The organism is Variovorax sp. 54 (genome assembly GCF_002754375.1).
Lineage (GTDB): Bacteria > Pseudomonadota > Gammaproteobacteria > Burkholderiales > Burkholderiaceae_C > Variovorax.
In genome coordinates this window covers 474,943-489,624 of record NZ_PEFF01000001.1, presented here as the reverse complement: position 1 = coordinate 489,624, position 14,682 = coordinate 474,943, and the positions used below count along the sequence as shown (strand labels likewise).

The window sequence follows — 14,682 nt, the reverse complement described above, 5'->3', positions numbered from 1 at the left end:
CATGAGCGTAACCACCGGAAGAAACGTGGTCGTCGTCGGTACCCAGTGGGGCGACGAAGGCAAGGGCAAGCTGGTTGACTGGCTGACGGAAAGCGCCCAAGGCGTGGTCCGTTTCCAGGGCGGCCACAACGCGGGCCACACGCTGGTCATCAACGGCGTGAAGACCGCGCTGCACCTGATCCCGAGCGGCATCATGCGGCCCGGCGTCAAGTGCTACATCGGCAACGGCGTGGTGCTGTCGGCTGCCAAGCTCTTCGAGGAAATCGAAGGCCTGGAGAAAGCCGGCGTCGAAGTGCGTTCGCGCCTGCGCATCAGCGAGGCCTGCCCGCTGATCCTGCCGTTCCACGCCGCGCTGGACATCGCGCGCGAGGCCTACCGTGAAAAGGGCGGCATCGAGAAGATCGGCACCACCGGTCGCGGCATCGGCCCGGCCTACGAAGACAAGATCGCCCGCCGCGCGCTGCGCGTGCAGGACCTGAAGCACCCTGAGCGCTTTGCCGCCAAGCTGCGCGTGCTGCTCGAGCTGCACAACCACGTGCTGACCCAGGTGCTGGGCGCGCCCGCCATCGACTACGACACCGTGTTCGACGAGGCCATGCGCCACGCCGTGCTGCTCAAGCCCATGATGGCCGACGTGTCGCGCGAACTGAACGATGCCCACAAGGCCGGCGCCAACCTGCTGTTCGAAGGCGCGCAGGGCACGCTGCTCGACGTCGATCATGGCACCTACCCGTACGTCACCTCGAGCAACTGCGTGGCCGGCAACGCCGCCGCCGGTTCGGGCGTGGGCCCGGGCATGCTGCACTACGTGCTGGGCATCACCAAGGCCTACTGCACCCGCGTGGGCGGCGGTCCGTTCCCCACCGAGCTCGACTGGGCCACGCCGGGCACCCCCGGCTTCCACATGAGCACCGTGGGCGCCGAAAAGGGCGTGACCACCGGCCGCAGCCGCCGTTGCGGCTGGTTCGACGCCGCGCTGCTCAAGCGCTCGGCGCAGGTCAACGGCCTGTCGGGCCTGTGCATCACCAAGCTCGACGTGCTCGACGGCCTCGAGAAGCTGGAGCTGTGCACCGGCTACGAACTCGACGGCGAAATCACCGACATCCTGCCGATGGGCGCCGACGAAATCGAGCGCTGCACGCCGATCTACGAAACCCTTGAAGGTTGGACCGAGAGCACCGTGGGCGTCACGCAGCACGACAAGCTGCCGGTCAATGCGCGCCTGTACCTGCAGCGCATCGAGCAGATCACCGGCGTGCCGATCCACATGGTGTCGACCAGCCCTGATCGCGATCACACGATCATGATGCGTCACCCTTATCTCGCAGACTGAACAGGAACGAACCAGACCATGTTGACCGAAGACGGCAAACATCTCTACGTCAGCTACGACGAATACCACAACCTGATCGAGAAGCTCGCGATCAAGGTGCACCAGTCGGGCTGGCAGTTCGACACCATCCTGTGCCTGGCGCGTGGCGGCATGCGCCCGGGCGATGTGCTCTCGCGCATCTTCGACAAGCCGCTGGCGATCATGTCGACCAGCTCCTACCGCGCCGACGCCGGCACGGTCCAGGGCCATCTCGACATCGCGCGCTTCATCACGACCCCCAAGGGCGAGATCGCCGGCAAGGTATTGCTGGTGGACGACCTGGCCGATTCGGGCCATACGCTGCACGCCGTGATGGACATGCTGCGCAACAACTACAAGCCGATCACCGAGCTGCGCAGCGCGGTCATCTGGACCAAGGCGATGTCGACCTTCACGCCCGACTACTCGGTCGAGTTCCTGGCCACCAACCCGTGGATCCACCAGCCCTTCGAGGGCTACGACTCGCTCGGCGCCGAGAAGCTGATCGAGAAGTGGTCGGTCTGACGACCGGCCCTGGCACCATCGGCCGGCGCGCTCAACTGCTGCAGCTGCCGCCGCCGGGGGTGTCGAACATCGCGGTATAGCGCCGCTGCATTTCCTCCGGTGTCACCTTCTCGATGTTGTGACCCACGTTCCACCGGTGACCGAACGGGTCGCGGAAGACGCCGGAACGCTCTCCATAGAACTGATCCTGCGGTGCCATGTCCAGCGTGGCCCCCGCGGCGACCGCGCGCGCCACGAGCGCATCGGCGTCATCCACGTGCAGGTGCAGCGTGACCGCGCTGCCGCCGAGCGCCTTGGGCGAGCGGATGTTGAACTCGGCGAACTCGTCCGAGATCATCAGGATCGCGCCGTTGTGAAAGTCCAGCTCGACGTGCCCGATGCGGCCGCTGGGCTCGGTCAGTCGAAAGATTTCCTTCACTTCGAACACGTGGCAATAGAAGTCGACGGCGGCGGCGGCGTTGTCGACGCAGAGGTACGGAAACAGCTCGTGGATGGCCATGGACTGACCTGCCTTTCTTTCTGGAATGGGTGATGAAACGGGGACCGTGGCGCCGATTCTGCGCAGCCGCGGCGCTAGCGTCTTGAAGGAATTTGACCTGCCGCACTGACGGCCGGCACATGGCGCGGCGAGGTCGCGCCCGTCTGCCGCCAGGCCTGCGGCGACAGGCCGGCCAGTGCGGAGAACTCGCGGCTCAGGTGCGCCTGGTCGCTGTAGCCCGCGGCGAACGCGATGTCGGCCCAGGCGCGCGCGGGATCGTCGGCGGCCAGCGCCAGCACGCGGTCGAAGCGCATCACGCGAGCGTACTCCTTGGGGGCGAGCCCGATCGCCGTGCGGAACAGCGCAATGAAGCGCCGGTGGCTGTAGCCGCTGTGCGCCACCAGTGTGGCGATCGACGCGGGCGTGTCGCGGCGCATCTGTCCGAGCGAGGCGGCCACGGCCGGGTGCAGGCCGCGCGGGCTGGTGCGGGGCAGGGCGGCAGCGGCCAGGCGCTGGGTCAGCAAGGCCTCGAACACGTCCAGTTGCCGCGCCGGGTCGTCGGCCGTTGCATGCAGTTGTTCGAGCGCATCACAGGTCTGGCGTTCGCCCCACAGCGCGTCGAGCGGCGTGTGGCGACCGCTCAGGGCGTCTTCAGGTGCGCCCAGCAACAGGCGGGCGGCACCGGGGTGCAATTGCGCGCCGACCGAGCGTGTCGCCACCGACACATCGCGCAGGTAGAAAGCGGCGCGTGCGCCACCGACGATCGCGTAGCCGACCGTGTGGCCGTGCAGGTCGCGTGTGTCGTCGAAGAGCCGCAGCGGCGGCCCTGAAAGCCGGAACACCAGGTGCATCCCGCCCGTGGGCAGCACGTGCTCGCGCGCGCCGGTGCGTGTTGGGGGTTCGCCCTCGGGCGCCGAGGCCCACAGCAGCCGCAGGAAGGGCCGCAAATGAGGGGACGGGGGCCGCGTCAGCTGCATGGCGCGACGGGCCCCGGAAGGGGCGGGCGGGTGACCATCGGCGCATTGTGCGCCGAGAGGCCCGCTCCGGCCCAGGCTGCTTACTTGCTCGTGGCGAGGCGCTTCTGGATGTTGGCTGCGCGATCGCCGGAGGCCGGGTGCGAGCTGAGCATCGAGCTCTTGCCGCCGTCGAGCTTGGCCAGCTTCTGGAACGCGGTGACGAGGCCTTCGCGCTTGAGCTTCTGCGTGGTCAGCAGGTCGAAGGCGTAGTTGTCCGAGTCGGTTTCCTGCGATTGCGAGAACTGCGCGTTGACCAGCTTCTCGGCGAAGTCGCCGATCTGCGAAGACGACAGCTGCGTGATCGCCGCATTGCCGGTGGCGCCGGCGATGCCGCGCGCGGCCGACACGGCGTAGGCGGTCTGCATGGCCTTCTTGCTGTGGCCCAGGGCGACGTGGCCGATTTCGTGGCCGATGATGCCGCGCAGTTCGTCGTCGTTCATGAGGTCCATGAGGCCGCTGTAGACGCGGATGCAGCCGTTGCCCATGGCCCAGGCGTTCACGTCCTTCGTGAGGTAGACCTTGTAGCTGGCGGGCTGGCCGCCGATGGTGGTGGGCAGGCCCTGGCGTACGCGCTCCAGGCGCTTGCTGTACGCATCGGCAGGTGCCGCGACCTTGGAGCTTTTGTCGAGCTCGGCACACGACTGGTTGGCCAGTGCCTGCACGTCGCCGTCGGTGAGCGACATGGCCTTGAAGGCGGTGCCGCCGGCGCCCGCGAGCGCGTTCGAATCCAGGTTCTTCAGGCCGCCGCAAGCGGACAGGGCCGCAGCGGCCGTGATGGTGATGAGCAGATGACGCATCGAGAAAATCCTCCCTTTATTTTCGGAGGGGCAACTCTATCCGCAATGCAGCATCGATCCGGTCAAGGCCGTCGACATCGCACGGAGAATGTCACGGCCGTTGAGGGTTCCTCGCGGGGCGCTAGCATCGGCACATGAGCAAGCCTTCCACGACCCTGATCCACCATCCCTACACGCCGCCGGCCACTTTCGCCGCGCCGCAGCCCGGCGTGTTCAAGGCCTCGACCGTGTTCTTCGCCGACGTCGCCGCCATGCGCGCGCGCGACTGGAAGACCAAGGCCGGCTACACCTACGGCCTGCACGGCACGCCCACCACCTTCACGCTCGAAGAACGCCTGGCCACGCTCGAAGGCGGCACCGAATGCCTGCTGGTGCCGAGCGGGCTGGCTGCTATCTCGCTGGTCTCGTTCGCGTTCCTGAAAACCGGCGATGAGGTGCTCATTCCCGACAACGCTTACGGCCCCACCAAGGCGCTGGCCACCGGCGAGCTCGCAAACTTCGGCATCACGCATCGTTTGTACGACGCGATGAATCCGTCCGACCTGGAAGCCAAGCTCTCGCACCGCACGCGGTTGGTGTGGCTCGAAGCGGCCGGCTCGGTGACGATGGAGTTTCCCAACCTGCCGGCGCTGGCCGACGTCTGCCGTGAACGCGGCGTGATGACCGCACTCGACAACACCTGGGGTGCGGGCCTGGCCTTCGCGCCCTTCGATTTCAACGGCACGGGGCAGGGCGCCGATGTGTCGGTGCACGCGCTCACCAAGTACCCGAGCGGCGGCGGCGACGTGCTCATGGGCAGCGTCGTCACGCGCGACGAGCGCCTGCACCGCGCGCTCAAGCTCACCCACATGCGCACGGGCTTCGGCATCGGCGTGGGCGACGTCGAAACGCTGCTGCGTTCGCTGCCGAGCATGGCGCTGCGCTACGGCGCACACGACCGTGCGGCGCGCGAGCTGGCCGGCTGGCTCAACGGCTGCGAAGAGATCGCTCAGGTGCTGCACCCCGCGCTCGAAGACTCGCCGGGCCATGCCAACTGGCGCGCGCTGTGCGGCGCCACCGACCTCGCCGCAGGCCTGTTCTCGGTGGTGTTCGACGAGCGCTTCAGCACCGAGCAGGTCGACCGCTTCTGCGACAGCCTGAAGCTCTTCCGCCTCGGCTATTCATGGGGCGGCCCGATCAGCCTCGTGGTGCCCTACGACATCGGTTTGATGCGCGACGCCGGCGTCGCCCGCTGGCCGTACAAGGGCACGCTGGTGCGTTTTTCGGTCGGCCTGGAAGACGTGGACGATCTGCGTGCCGACCTGCAACAGGCGTTGCTGCAGATGTAAGCAAAGCGCCAGGCCCGGGCCGCCGCCGGGCTGGGAGTGCACCGTTATCGCTTACAGTAGGCCGAATCGCAGTCACCCTGACTGCCTCGCCTGAAGGAAAAGCAGTGGCAACACCCAATTACGGCTACGAGAAGCGCCAGAAAGAGCTGGCCAAGAAGAAGAAGAAGGAAGAAAAGCTTCGGGAGAAGGCGAACCGCAAGCTCAGCCCGAGCAGCGACGGGCTGGCTCCCGGAGATCCGGAAACCGACGTGGCCTCGCTCGAACGCGATCCCCCCACGGCGCCCGAGTTGCCGACCAAGAACGGGTGATTGCCCGTTTCCCGTACCCCCGGACATAGAAAAGCCGCAGCAGGCGAAGGCCTGCTGCGGCTTTTTCTTTGGTCGCGCGAGGGCGCGTTATTTGGGCAGCAGCTTGCGCAGCTCCGGCCAGACGTTGTCCAGGATCTGCGGCTGCGCCGCGGCGGTCGGATGGATGCGGTCGGACTGGAACAGCGTCATGGCGTCGGGCGCATCGGCCACGCCCTTGAGCAGAAACGGCACCAGCGCCGACTTCGTCGTGCCCGCCACCTTCGCGAACACCGCCTCGAAGCGCCGCGTGTAGTCGCCGCCGTAGTTCGGCGGCACCTGGATGCCGACGATCAGCACCCGGGCGCCCGCGGCCTGCGCGGCCTTGGTGATCTGCAGCAGGTTGTCTTCGGTGTTCGAGAGCGGCAGGCCGCGCAGGGCGTCGTTGGCGCCCAGCTCCAGCACCACGTGGCTGGGCCTGTGCTGCGTCAGCAGGGCCGGGAAGCGGGCGCGTCCGCCGGAGCTGGTGTCGCCGCTGATGCTGGCGTTGACCACCGAGGCCGCGATCTTCTGCTGCGCAAGCCTTTTTTCCAGCAAGGGTACCCAGCCTTCGCCGCGCTTGAGGCCGTACTCTGCGCTCAGCGAATCACCGAGCACGAGGATCACCGGCTTGCCGGCCGATGCCGCCTGTGCCTGGGCCGCAGCACCCGTCCATGCCCCCGCACTGCCGAGCGCGGCGGTGGTCAAGATAAAGTCACGTCGATTCAAAACGAAAAGCCTTTCATGTCCCAACCCCCGTCTGATGCCATTGTCGCCGTCGAGCATGTCTTCAAGTCCGTCACCGACTCGGCCGGCACGCTGGACATTCTGCAGGACATCCATTTCACCCTGGGCGCGCGGGAAACCGCCGCCATCGTCGGCGCCTCGGGCTCCGGCAAGAGCACCTTGCTGTCGATCATTGCCGGGCTGGACACGCCCACGCGCGGCACCGTGAAGCTCGCGGGCGACGACATCTTCGCCATCGACGAAGACGAGCGCGCCGCGCTGCGCGCCCAGCGTGTGGGCTTCGTGTTCCAGAGCTTCCAGCTGCTGGGCAACCTGAGCGCCCTCGAGAACGTCATGCTGCCGCTGGAGCTGGCCAACCGCAAGGACGCGCGCAAGGCCGCCACCGAGATGCTGGGCCGCGTCGGCCTGGGCCAGCGCCTGGGCCACTACCCCAAGGTGCTGTCGGGCGGCGAACAGCAACGCGTGGCGCTGGCGCGGGCCTTCGTGGTCCAGCCGGCCCTGCTGCTGGCCGACGAGCCCACCGGCAGCCTCGACTTCGCCACCGGCGAGCAGGTCATGAAGCTGATGTTCGACCTGAACCGCGAACTGGGAACCACGCTGGTGCTGGTCACGCACGACCGCGGCATCGCCTCGCAGTGCGAGCGGCGCATCACCATCGAGGCCGGGCGCGTGGCGCTCAATGAAAAAACGCCAGAATCGACCGTCGCCCAGGCCGCCTGAGCCCGCAGAAAGACAGCGCCCGGCTCCCGCGGCGCTCCCCCCTGAACACAGAGGAGAGTTCATGACCCAGCTTCCCCCCGAAGCCATTGCCGCCCTCGAACGCGGCAACCTGATCGAGGCCATCAAGATCGTGCGCGACCGAACCGGCATGGACCTCAAGTCGTCCAAGGAGGCCGTCGAGCGCTACGCCAATAGTGGCGCGGTCGCTACTGGCGCGCCGGCGGACTGGCAGGAAGGCGACTGGGGCCGGGGCGAGGCTGCCACCGAGACCGGCAGCGGCATGCAGGGCAACGGCCCCGCCGCCGTACCTGCCGCCGCGCTCGCGGCGCTGGCGCGGGGCCAGAAGGTCGAGGCCGTGCGCCTCACGCGCGAGGCCACGGGCCTGGGCCTGGCCGAGGCCAAGCAATTGGTCGAGGCGCACCAGAACCCCGCCGCCGGCGACTTCGGGCACCTGCCGTCGAGCGCGGCGGTGAACCCGATGGCCGAGCCGGGCCGGGTGTCGGGCGGTGGCTTCAAGTGGCTGCCGGTGATCGTCGTGCTGCTGATCGTGGCCGCGGCGTGGTCGTATTTCAAGGGCGCCTGAGCGCGTGATCGTTCCCCAGTTCTGGGCCGAAGGCCGCATCCAGGAACGCGTGGCCGGCCGGCAGGTCACCGTGCGCCGTTTCGGCTGGTCCGATGACAGCCCGCTCGCCGCGCAGGCCCATGCCGACCAGCGCACCCGCGAGGCCTATGACCGCATCGTGGTGGGCGGCGAAAAGCTGGAGCGCCGCGAACGCAAGCTGGCCTACAACGGCGCCGAGGGCATGCCGATCCGCGAGGAGATCGTTGAACGCCAGGGCGACACCGTCGTCACCCGCAACGGCTACGGCGCACGCTGCCTCAACACGCCCGACGTGCTGTTCGTCGATGTCGACTTCGAGGGCCCAGGCTCACGCGGCAGCGCACGCGGGTTGACGGTGATCGGCGCAGCGTTCATCGGTGCGCTGGTCGCGGGCTATGCCACGCGCTCGGCAATGGCCGGCGTGGCCGCCTTCATGCTGGTGGCGGCTTTCGGCTTCTGGCGTGCTCACAAAGAGGGTCTGCCCGCGGTCGAGGACAAGAGCGACCCGCTGGCGGGCGCGCGGGCGCGTGTCGAGCGCTTCATTCACCAGCATCCCGACTGGCACTTGCGCCTGTACCGCACGCCGGCCGGCCTGCGCGTGCTGGCCATGCACGACGTCTTCGCGCCGTCCGACGCCGCCGTGACCGACGCGTTCCAGACGCTGGGCGCGGACAAGGTCTACGCGCGCATGTGCCGCAACCAGAACTGCTTTCGCGCCCGCCTGAGCGCCAAGCCCTGGCGCGTGGGCATCGGCGAGCACCTGCGGCCGCGCCCGGGCGTCTGGCCGGTGTCGCCCGACCGGCTGCCGGCACGCGACGCCTGGGTGGCACGCTACGAAAAGGCCGCCGAAGGGTACGCCGCCTGCCAGTACCTGGGGAGCGTGGGCAACACGCTGAAGGTGCACATGAACGCCCTGGTGGTGCAGGAACTGCACGACGAACGCACCCGCGCGAACAGCGGTTTGCCGCTGGCCTGAGGGCGAGGGCGCCGCGCCCTCGATAATCGAGGCATGTCTTCCCCTAAAGTGATCTTCGGCTTCCATGCCGTGGGCGTGCGCATCAAGACCGCGCCGAAATCGGTGCTCGAAGTGATGTTCGACGCCAGCCGGCGCGATGCGCGCATGAAACAGTTCATTGCGCGTGCGCAAGAAGCCGGCGTGCGGCTGGTCGAGGCCGACGGCCTGCGGCTGTCCAAGCTCAGCGGCAGCCACGGCCACCAGGGCGTGGTCGCGCGGGTCGAGCCCGCCGCGCAAATCCATTCGCTCGACGAGCTGCTCGAAGGCCTCGAAGAGGCCGGCACCGTGCCGCTGCTGCTGGTGCTCGACGGCGTGACCGATCCGCACAACCTCGGCGCCTGCCTGCGCGTGGCCGACGGCGCGGGCGCCCATGCGGTGATCGCGCCCAAGGACCATGCGGCCGGCATCAACGCCACCGTCGCCAAGGTGGCGAGCGGCGCGGCCGAGACCGTGCCGTACTTCATGGTGACCAATCTGGCGCGCACGATGAACGAGCTCAAGGAGCGCAGCATCTGGTGCGTGGGCACCAGCGACGACGCGCCGGGCACCATCTACCAGAGCGACTTCAAGCGCCCGCTGGCGCTGGTGCTGGGCGCCGAGGGCGACGGCATGCGCCAGCTCACGCGCAAGACCTGCGACGAGCTGGTGAGCATCCCCATGGCCGGCGCGGTGGAGAGCCTGAACGTGTCGGTGGCCAGCGGCGTGTGCCTTTACGAGGCGATGCGCCAGCGCGGCCTCTGAGCATCGCCTGACGGGTTAGCGGGCTAGCGGGTCACCGGCCCGCTGCCCTTGCGGTGGAAGTACACCAGCTCCGCCGCACGCCGCATCGGGGCCGTGCCCAGCAGGCGGTTGAACATCCAGTCGCTCTGGAAGTGGTCGAAGGCCCAGCGCAGCGTGCGCTTCATCAGGAAACGCGGGTAGCCGCGCACGAACCACGTGGCGGGGTCGTCCACCTCGCCGCGCACGAAGCGCGCCACGGCCTCGCCGGCGCGCTCGCCGTGCTGCAGTGCCGTGTGGATGCCGCCGGCCGTCACGGGCGACACCATGCCCGCCGCATCGCCCACCAGCAGCGCCCGTTCGCGGGCCACCACGGGCAGCACGCCGCCGCAGGGAATCATCCCGGCGCGCACGGCGACCGGTGGTGCGTCGCCGGGCGACACCACGGGAGCGATCTTGCGCAGCAGCGGGTCGAGCCGCAGCGCGCCTGTGTCGTGGCGCCCCATGCGGCGCGCCAGGCCGATCTGGCTCACGCCGACGCCCTCGAGCGCCCAGCCGATGTAGCCCGGCGCGAGCTGTTTGTCGATGAAGCAGTGCAGCAGGTCGGGCGCCATGCGCGCACCCTGGTACTCGTGCTCCACGCCGTAGAGAAAGCGCGTGTTGCGCGACAGGCCCAGGGCCTTGGCGACGCGCGAATGCGGGCCGTCGGCACCGACGAGGTAGGTCGCGCGGATGCACGGGCCCTGCGCCACCGGCACCTCCCAGCGGCCGTTCACCCATAGCGCCTGTTCGAACAGCGTGCCCAGTCGCACCTCGACGCCGCAGGCCCGGGTGGAGTCCACCATCCAGTCGAGCAGCGCGGGCGCGTCGGTGGCCCAGAACCAGTAGCCGGGCGCGTGCAGGTCGACGTGGTGCATGTCGGGCGCGTACAGCCGCACGCCTTCGATGCGACGCACCAGCGCGGGTGGCACTTCGGCCAGCCAGGGCACGCTGTCGACCGCGTCCTTGACGATGATCCCGGTGGTGTGCAGCTTGGCGCCGGCGGCGGTTTTCTTTTCGAGCACCATCACGCTGAGGCCGGCCTTGGCGGCGGCGCGTGCGCAGGCCAGTCCGGCGAAGCTCGCGCCGATGACGAGCAGGTCGACCTGGGTGCAGGCCAGACCGGGGTCGGCCACGAAAGCCGGCGCGGGGCAGGGCGCGGCTGACGACGCAGGAGAGGCTGAGGTGCGAAGGGAAAAGGGACAGGAAGAAGCGACGTGCATGAGAGGCTGACTTGCAATGCGCACCACGGGGTGTGGTGCGCCTGCGAAGTTAGCGACGCCATGTGCGCCGGGCGTGAAGCCTGTGTGAACTGATCTGTGAAGCCGGCAGGCTCACTCAGGAGGGGTCTTTGCTGCGCGTGCGACCCACCGCGCTGAAGATGCCGATGCCCAGCAGGATCAGCGCACCGATGCCGATGTAGAGCGTGGGCACGCCGGCCACCGAGGCGCCCCAGGCGACCCCGGCCAGGAAGATCAGAAAGCCGATCATGTAAAGCGCAAAGGACATCGTGGGGCTCCGTAGCTGAGATGCCTTGCAGTATCCCGACGCACCCCGCTGCCCGGACCGGCCTGAACCGTCTCTGCGTGTGGGAGCTAGCCTACCGCGCGGGTACTGTCACTCCGGGACGGCGACCAGCAGGTAGCGGCAGGCGCTGGGCCCCAGCGCCTTGAAGACCAGCGGCCGGTCCACGCCGAAGTCGAGGCAGTCGCCCGGGGCGAGTTCGAAGCGCTCGTCGCCGTAGTCGACCTGCAGCGCGCCTTCGAGCATCCAGAGGCTCTGCCGGTACGGCGTGCCGCTCCATCGCGGATAGCCGACCTGCGCGGCGCGCGGCAGCTCGACCTCGACCAGCTCCACGCCGCTGCCTGCGCCACGCTCTGCGACCTGACGGCGCAGGTAACCGGCTTCGGGGTCGCGCCAGACTTCTTGCGCGGCTCGTTTGCGCAACCGCTGCGGCTGCGCCTTGTCCTCGGTGAGAAGCTGCGCCAGCGAGACCCCGAGGCCGGCGGCGAGCTTTCCCAGCAGCACGGCCGTCGGGCTGCTCTGCGCGCGCTCGACCTTGGAGATCATCGCCCTGCTCACGCCCGACAACCCAGCCAGATCGGCAAGGCTGAGCCCCTGGGCCTGGCGCAGCGCCAGCAGTCGGGTGGCGATGAGCGCGTTGATGTGGCCGTCGGCCGGGGCCATCGAGCGGGTGGAGGGTGAAGTGTTTCCCATATGAGATTATTATTCTCTTATATTGAACGACAGAGAAACACCATGCGTCTCATCGCCTGTACCGAAGAAGCCCATTCAGGCGCCATCCTGGCGATCCTGAACGAGGCCATCGTCAACTCGACCGCGCTGTACGACTACAAGCCGCGCACGCCCGAGAACATGGTGACGTGGTTCGCCACCAAGCGCGCCAACGGGTTCCCGGTGATCGGTGCGGAAGACGACAACGGCAAGCTGCTGGGCTTCGCGAGCTACGGCAGCTTTCGCGCCTTTCCGGCCTACAAGTACACGGTGGAGCACTCGGTGTACGTCGATGCCGCACACCGCGGAGAGGGCCTGGGCCGCACGCTGGTGGAGGCGATCGTGGCCGAGGCGATCGCGCGCGAGGTGCATGTGATGGTCGGCGCCATCGATGCGTCGAACGCAGGCAGCATCGCGCTGCACGAGCGCCTGGGCTTCACGCACTCAGGCACCGTGCAGCAGGCCGGTTTCAAGTTCGGCCGCTGGCTCGACGTGGCGTTCTACCAGCGGATTCTGGCGACGCCGTTGAACCCGGTCGACGGCTGACCGAGGCTCAGGCCGGCGTCTCGGCGCTGGCCCGGTCGAGCATGCCGATGGTGCCCGCGTCCAGCTTGAGCTGCGTGGCCACCACCAGCTCTTCGAGCTGCGCCAGCGAGGTGGCGCTGGCGATGGGCGCCGTCACGCCGGGCCGTGCGATCTGCCACGCAATGGCGACTTGGCCGGGCTTGGCGTTGTACTGCTGGGCCACCTTGTCGAGCGCATCCAGGATGCGCAGGCCGCGCGGGTTCAGGTACTTCTTGGTGGTGTTGGCGCCGCGCGCGCTCTTGGCCGCATCGGCCTCGGTGCGGTACTTGCCGGTGAGAAAACCCGCCGCCAGCGCGTAGAAGTTGATCACGCCTACTTCGCGCTTGACGCACAGCGGCTCGAGTTCGTCTTCGAACACCGCGCGGTCGTACAGGTTGTACAGCGGCTGCAGGCTCTCGTAGCGCGCAATGCCCAGGCGTTCCGACACGTCGAGCGCCTCGGCCAGCCGCGGCGCCGTGTAGTTCGAGGCGCCGATGGCGCGCACCTTGCCCTCCTTGATGAGCGCGTCGAAGGTGCCCAGCGTGTCTTCGAGCGGCGTGTTGGCGTCGTCGTCGTGCGACTGGTACAGGTCGATGTAGTCGGTCTGCAGGCGCTTCAGCGAGGCTTCGACGGCCTCGCGGATGTATTTGGGCGACAGGCCCACCTTGTCTTCGCCCATCGGCTTGCCGACCTTGGTGGCCAGCACCACGCGGTTGCGCTTGCCGCTCTGCTTGAGCCACTTGCCGATGATCGTCTCGGATTCGCCGCCCACATGGCCCGGCACCCAGGCCGAGTAGACGTCGGCGGTGTCGACGAAGTTGAAGCCGGCGTCGAGCCAGGCGTCGAGCAGCTTGAACGAGGCCGCCTCGTCGACGGTCCAGCCGAACACGTTGCCACCGAAGGCGAGGGGAGACACCCGAAGGCTGGAACGGCCGAGCGGACGAAGTTGCGACATGGCAGAGGGCTCCTGAAAGAAAAAAGTGTGTAGAAAGGAAAGGTGCTCAGACGAAGCCTACCGCGCCCAGCGCCGCGCCGCAGGCCAGCAGCCACAGCAAATGGATGCGCGTGCGCCAGACCACCAGCGCGGCCACGCCGCTGAGCAGCCACAGGTGCCAGGCCGGCACGCCGGTCGACTGGTTGCCGCCGGCCAGCACCCAGCCGGTGGCGATGAGCAGGCCGACCACCACGGGCGCCATGCCCTGCTTGAAGGCGCGCACTTCGCGGCGCGTGCGGTTGCGGTGGCCCCAGCGCGTGGCGACGTAGGTGAGGGTGGTGCTCGGCAGCATGATGCCGACCATGGTGACCATCAGGCCGAAGAAGCCGAGCAGCCAGGCCATCGGGCCGGCGCCGATGCCGCCGCCCGCGTTGAGCCCGACGTTCCAGCCCATCAGCGCGACGAACAGCACGTTGGGTCCTGGCGCGGCCTGGGCGATGGCGACCGAGGAAGTGAACTGCGCCTCGGTGAGCCAGCCGTGCTGCGCCACGAGGTAGCGGTGCATGTCGGGCACCGTGGTGATCGCGCCGCTGATCGACAGCAGCGACAGCAGCAGGTACTGGCCGAACAGCGCCAGCCAGTCGTGCCATTGCATCGCGATGGTCATGGGGAAATCTTCTTCCAGGTCCACACGCAGGCCACGCCGCCCACGGCCAGCAGCACCCACCCCAGTGGGATCTTCAGGAGCGCGATGGCCGCGAACACCAGCGCCACGAACACCAGGCAGGTCGCAAAGCCCAGCGGATGCTTGCGCAGCTGCGGAATCAGCTTGATGCCCGTGGCGGCGATCAGTCCGCCCGACACCGCGCCCATGCCGCGCAGCGCGGCCGCCACCTGCGGGTTGGCGGCGTAGTGCGCATAGAGCACGGCCAGTGCGAGGATCACGAAGAGCGGCACGGTGAGCATGCCCGCCACCGCGGCAATCGCGCCGCGCAGGCCGAAGTAGCGGTCGCCGATCATCAGCGCGAGGTTGATCACGTTCGGCCCCGGCATCACCTGGGCCACGGCCCAGTCCTCGAGGAACTGGTCGGGCGTGAGCCACTTCTTCTTTTCGACCATCTCGCGCTGGACGATGGCGAGGACGCCACCGAAGCCCTGCAGCGCGAGCCAGGTGAATGAAACAAAAAGATCGCGTGGCGACGCGGGCTGGGGGTGGTCGGGCGGCGATGCCGCGGCGGGTGCGGACGGATGCATGTGGAACGATTATCGTAGGCGCACTGCTTCACCGGGAC

At 68.3% G+C, this 14,682-nt stretch carries 19 protein-coding genes; 9 read left to right on the top strand and 10 right to left on the bottom strand.

Translation table 11 applies throughout. From position 1 onward, the window contains the following. Position 1: 1 nt before the first annotated feature. Together CLU95_RS02330 and CLU95_RS02325 are read left to right on the top strand one after the other, a co-directional pair. A complete protein-coding gene (locus CLU95_RS02330; RefSeq protein WP_099790052.1) occupies positions 2-1,333 on the top strand; it encodes an adenylosuccinate synthase in 1,332 nt (443 codons plus the stop codon). An 18-nt stretch (positions 1,334-1,351) separates the two neighbouring features. Then, complete coding sequence (locus tag CLU95_RS02325) at positions 1,352-1,876, top strand: phosphoribosyltransferase (RefSeq protein ID WP_099790050.1); 525 nt, start codon at positions 1,352-1,354, stop codon at positions 1,874-1,876. A gap of 31 nt (positions 1,877-1,907) precedes the next feature. On the opposite strand, the gene CLU95_RS02320 is transcribed toward CLU95_RS02325, so the two are convergent. From CLU95_RS02320 to CLU95_RS02310, 3 genes are all read right to left on the bottom strand, one after another. After that, on the bottom strand, positions 1,908-2,375 hold the full coding sequence (locus tag CLU95_RS02320; RefSeq protein ID WP_099790048.1) for a VOC family protein: 468 nt from the start codon (positions 2,373-2,375) through the stop codon (positions 1,908-1,910). Between the two features lie 74 nt (positions 2,376-2,449). Then, entirely contained in the window at positions 2,450-3,331 is an 882-nt protein-coding gene (locus tag CLU95_RS02315) for an AraC family transcriptional regulator (RefSeq protein ID WP_099790046.1), read from the bottom strand. An 80-nt stretch (positions 3,332-3,411) separates the two neighbouring features. After that, positions 3,412-4,167, bottom strand: coding sequence for a M48 family metallopeptidase (locus tag CLU95_RS02310; protein ID WP_099790044.1), 756 nt, complete (start codon positions 4,165-4,167; stop codon positions 3,412-3,414). A 134-nt stretch (positions 4,168-4,301) separates the two neighbouring features. On the opposite strand from CLU95_RS02310, the gene CLU95_RS02305 reads away from it, so the two are divergent. Both CLU95_RS02305 and CLU95_RS02300 read left to right on the top strand, forming a co-directional pair. After that, positions 4,302-5,495, top strand: a complete 1,194-nt coding sequence (locus CLU95_RS02305) for a PLP-dependent transferase (RefSeq protein WP_099790042.1) — start codon at positions 4,302-4,304, stop codon at positions 5,493-5,495. Positions 5,496-5,599: 104 nt separating this feature from the next. Next, the gene (locus CLU95_RS02300; RefSeq protein WP_099790040.1) at positions 5,600-5,803 is read left to right on the top strand and encodes a hypothetical protein; all 204 of its coding nucleotides are present in this window, start codon (positions 5,600-5,602) and stop codon (positions 5,801-5,803) included. Between the two features lie 87 nt (positions 5,804-5,890). On the opposite strand, the gene CLU95_RS02295 is transcribed toward CLU95_RS02300, so the two are convergent. After that, entirely contained in the window at positions 5,891-6,526 is a 636-nt protein-coding gene (locus tag CLU95_RS02295; RefSeq protein WP_257214512.1) for an arylesterase, read from the bottom strand. Between the two features lie 36 nt (positions 6,527-6,562). On the opposite strand from CLU95_RS02295, the gene CLU95_RS02290 reads away from it, so the two are divergent. The 4 genes from CLU95_RS02290 (at position 6,563) to rlmB (ending at position 9,642) form a co-directional block, all read left to right on the top strand. Then, a complete protein-coding gene (locus CLU95_RS02290; RefSeq protein ID WP_095947226.1) occupies positions 6,563-7,285 on the top strand; it encodes an ABC transporter ATP-binding protein in 723 nt (240 codons plus the stop codon). A 61-nt stretch (positions 7,286-7,346) separates the two neighbouring features. Further along, positions 7,347-7,868, top strand: coding sequence for a ribosomal protein L7/L12 (locus CLU95_RS02285; RefSeq protein ID WP_099790038.1), 522 nt, complete (start codon positions 7,347-7,349; stop codon positions 7,866-7,868). A 4-nt stretch (positions 7,869-7,872) separates the two neighbouring features. Beyond that, positions 7,873-8,862: a hypothetical protein gene (locus tag CLU95_RS02280; protein WP_099790036.1), complete on the top strand. Its 990-nt coding sequence runs from the start codon at positions 7,873-7,875 to the stop codon at positions 8,860-8,862. A 33-nt stretch (positions 8,863-8,895) separates the two neighbouring features. After that, the gene (gene rlmB, locus CLU95_RS02275) at positions 8,896-9,642 is read left to right on the top strand and encodes a 23S rRNA (guanosine(2251)-2'-O)-methyltransferase RlmB (protein WP_099790034.1); all 747 of its coding nucleotides are present in this window, start codon (positions 8,896-8,898) and stop codon (positions 9,640-9,642) included. 23 nt (positions 9,643-9,665) lie between these two features. On the opposite strand, the gene CLU95_RS02270 is transcribed toward rlmB, so the two are convergent. From CLU95_RS02270 to CLU95_RS02265, 3 genes are all read right to left on the bottom strand, one after another. Further along, positions 9,666-10,793, bottom strand: a complete 1,128-nt coding sequence (locus tag CLU95_RS02270; RefSeq protein WP_306512081.1) for an NAD(P)/FAD-dependent oxidoreductase — start codon at positions 10,791-10,793, stop codon at positions 9,666-9,668. A gap of 202 nt (positions 10,794-10,995) precedes the next feature. Beyond that, positions 10,996-11,166: a SoxR reducing system RseC family protein gene (locus CLU95_RS30495; RefSeq protein ID WP_143605928.1), complete on the bottom strand. Its 171-nt coding sequence runs from the start codon at positions 11,164-11,166 to the stop codon at positions 10,996-10,998. A 108-nt stretch (positions 11,167-11,274) separates the two neighbouring features. After that, the gene (locus CLU95_RS02265) at positions 11,275-11,874 is read right to left on the bottom strand and encodes a helix-turn-helix domain-containing protein (protein WP_180288512.1); all 600 of its coding nucleotides are present in this window, start codon (positions 11,872-11,874) and stop codon (positions 11,275-11,277) included. A gap of 42 nt (positions 11,875-11,916) precedes the next feature. On the opposite strand from CLU95_RS02265, the gene CLU95_RS02260 reads away from it, so the two are divergent. Next, a complete protein-coding gene (locus CLU95_RS02260) occupies positions 11,917-12,438 on the top strand; it encodes a GNAT family N-acetyltransferase (protein ID WP_099790028.1) in 522 nt (173 codons plus the stop codon). A 7-nt stretch (positions 12,439-12,445) separates the two neighbouring features. On the opposite strand, the gene CLU95_RS02255 is transcribed toward CLU95_RS02260, so the two are convergent. From CLU95_RS02255 to CLU95_RS02245, 3 genes are read right to left on the bottom strand one after another with little or no spacing between them, the layout of a single operon-like run. Further along, positions 12,446-13,411, bottom strand: coding sequence for an aldo/keto reductase (locus CLU95_RS02255; RefSeq protein ID WP_099790026.1), 966 nt, complete (start codon positions 13,409-13,411; stop codon positions 12,446-12,448). Between the two features lie 46 nt (positions 13,412-13,457). Continuing rightward, positions 13,458-14,057 carry a chromate transporter gene (locus tag CLU95_RS02250; RefSeq protein WP_099790024.1) on the bottom strand — a complete coding sequence of 200 codons (600 nt, stop codon included), beginning with the start codon at positions 14,055-14,057 and terminating at the stop codon, positions 13,458-13,460. Next, on the bottom strand, positions 14,054-14,644 hold the full coding sequence (locus CLU95_RS02245; protein ID WP_099790022.1) for a chromate transporter: 591 nt from the start codon (positions 14,642-14,644) through the stop codon (positions 14,054-14,056). Before CLU95_RS02245 ends, CLU95_RS02250 begins: the two co-directional genes overlap by 4 nt. Between the last annotated feature and the right edge of the window lie 38 nt (positions 14,645-14,682).

What these genes read in the sequence shown, in the direction of transcription:
- CLU95_RS30495 (WP_143605928.1), bottom strand. Translation starts at nt 11,166, where the DNA reads ATGTCCTTTGCGCTTTACATGATCGGCTTTCTGATCTTCCTGGCCGGG.
- CLU95_RS02315 (WP_099790046.1), bottom strand. Translation starts at nt 3,331, where the DNA reads ATGCAGCTGACGCGGCCCCCGTCCCCTCATTTGCGGCCCTTCCTGCGG.
- CLU95_RS02320 (WP_099790048.1), bottom strand. Translation starts at nt 2,375, where the DNA reads ATGGCCATCCACGAGCTGTTTCCGTACCTCTGCGTCGACAACGCCGCC.
- CLU95_RS02325 (WP_099790050.1), top strand. Translation starts at nt 1,352, where the DNA reads ATGTTGACCGAAGACGGCAAACATCTCTACGTCAGCTACGACGAATAC.
- CLU95_RS02310 (WP_099790044.1), bottom strand. Translation starts at nt 4,167, where the DNA reads ATGCGTCATCTGCTCATCACCATCACGGCCGCTGCGGCCCTGTCCGCT.
- rlmB (WP_099790034.1), top strand. Translation starts at nt 8,896, where the DNA reads ATGTCTTCCCCTAAAGTGATCTTCGGCTTCCATGCCGTGGGCGTGCGC.
- CLU95_RS02330 (WP_099790052.1), top strand. Translation starts at nt 2, where the DNA reads ATGAGCGTAACCACCGGAAGAAACGTGGTCGTCGTCGGTACCCAGTGG.
- CLU95_RS02305 (WP_099790042.1), top strand. Translation starts at nt 4,302, where the DNA reads ATGAGCAAGCCTTCCACGACCCTGATCCACCATCCCTACACGCCGCCG.
- CLU95_RS02265 (WP_180288512.1), bottom strand. Translation starts at nt 11,874, where the DNA reads ATGGGAAACACTTCACCCTCCACCCGCTCGATGGCCCCGGCCGACGGC.
- CLU95_RS02260 (WP_099790028.1), top strand. Translation starts at nt 11,917, where the DNA reads ATGCGTCTCATCGCCTGTACCGAAGAAGCCCATTCAGGCGCCATCCTG.
- CLU95_RS02250 (WP_099790024.1), bottom strand. Translation starts at nt 14,057, where the DNA reads ATGACCATCGCGATGCAATGGCACGACTGGCTGGCGCTGTTCGGCCAG.
- CLU95_RS02285 (WP_099790038.1), top strand. Translation starts at nt 7,347, where the DNA reads ATGACCCAGCTTCCCCCCGAAGCCATTGCCGCCCTCGAACGCGGCAAC.
- CLU95_RS02245 (WP_099790022.1), bottom strand. Translation starts at nt 14,644, where the DNA reads ATGCATCCGTCCGCACCCGCCGCGGCATCGCCGCCCGACCACCCCCAG.
- CLU95_RS02290 (WP_095947226.1), top strand. Translation starts at nt 6,563, where the DNA reads ATGTCCCAACCCCCGTCTGATGCCATTGTCGCCGTCGAGCATGTCTTC.
- CLU95_RS02255 (WP_099790026.1), bottom strand. Translation starts at nt 13,411, where the DNA reads ATGTCGCAACTTCGTCCGCTCGGCCGTTCCAGCCTTCGGGTGTCTCCC.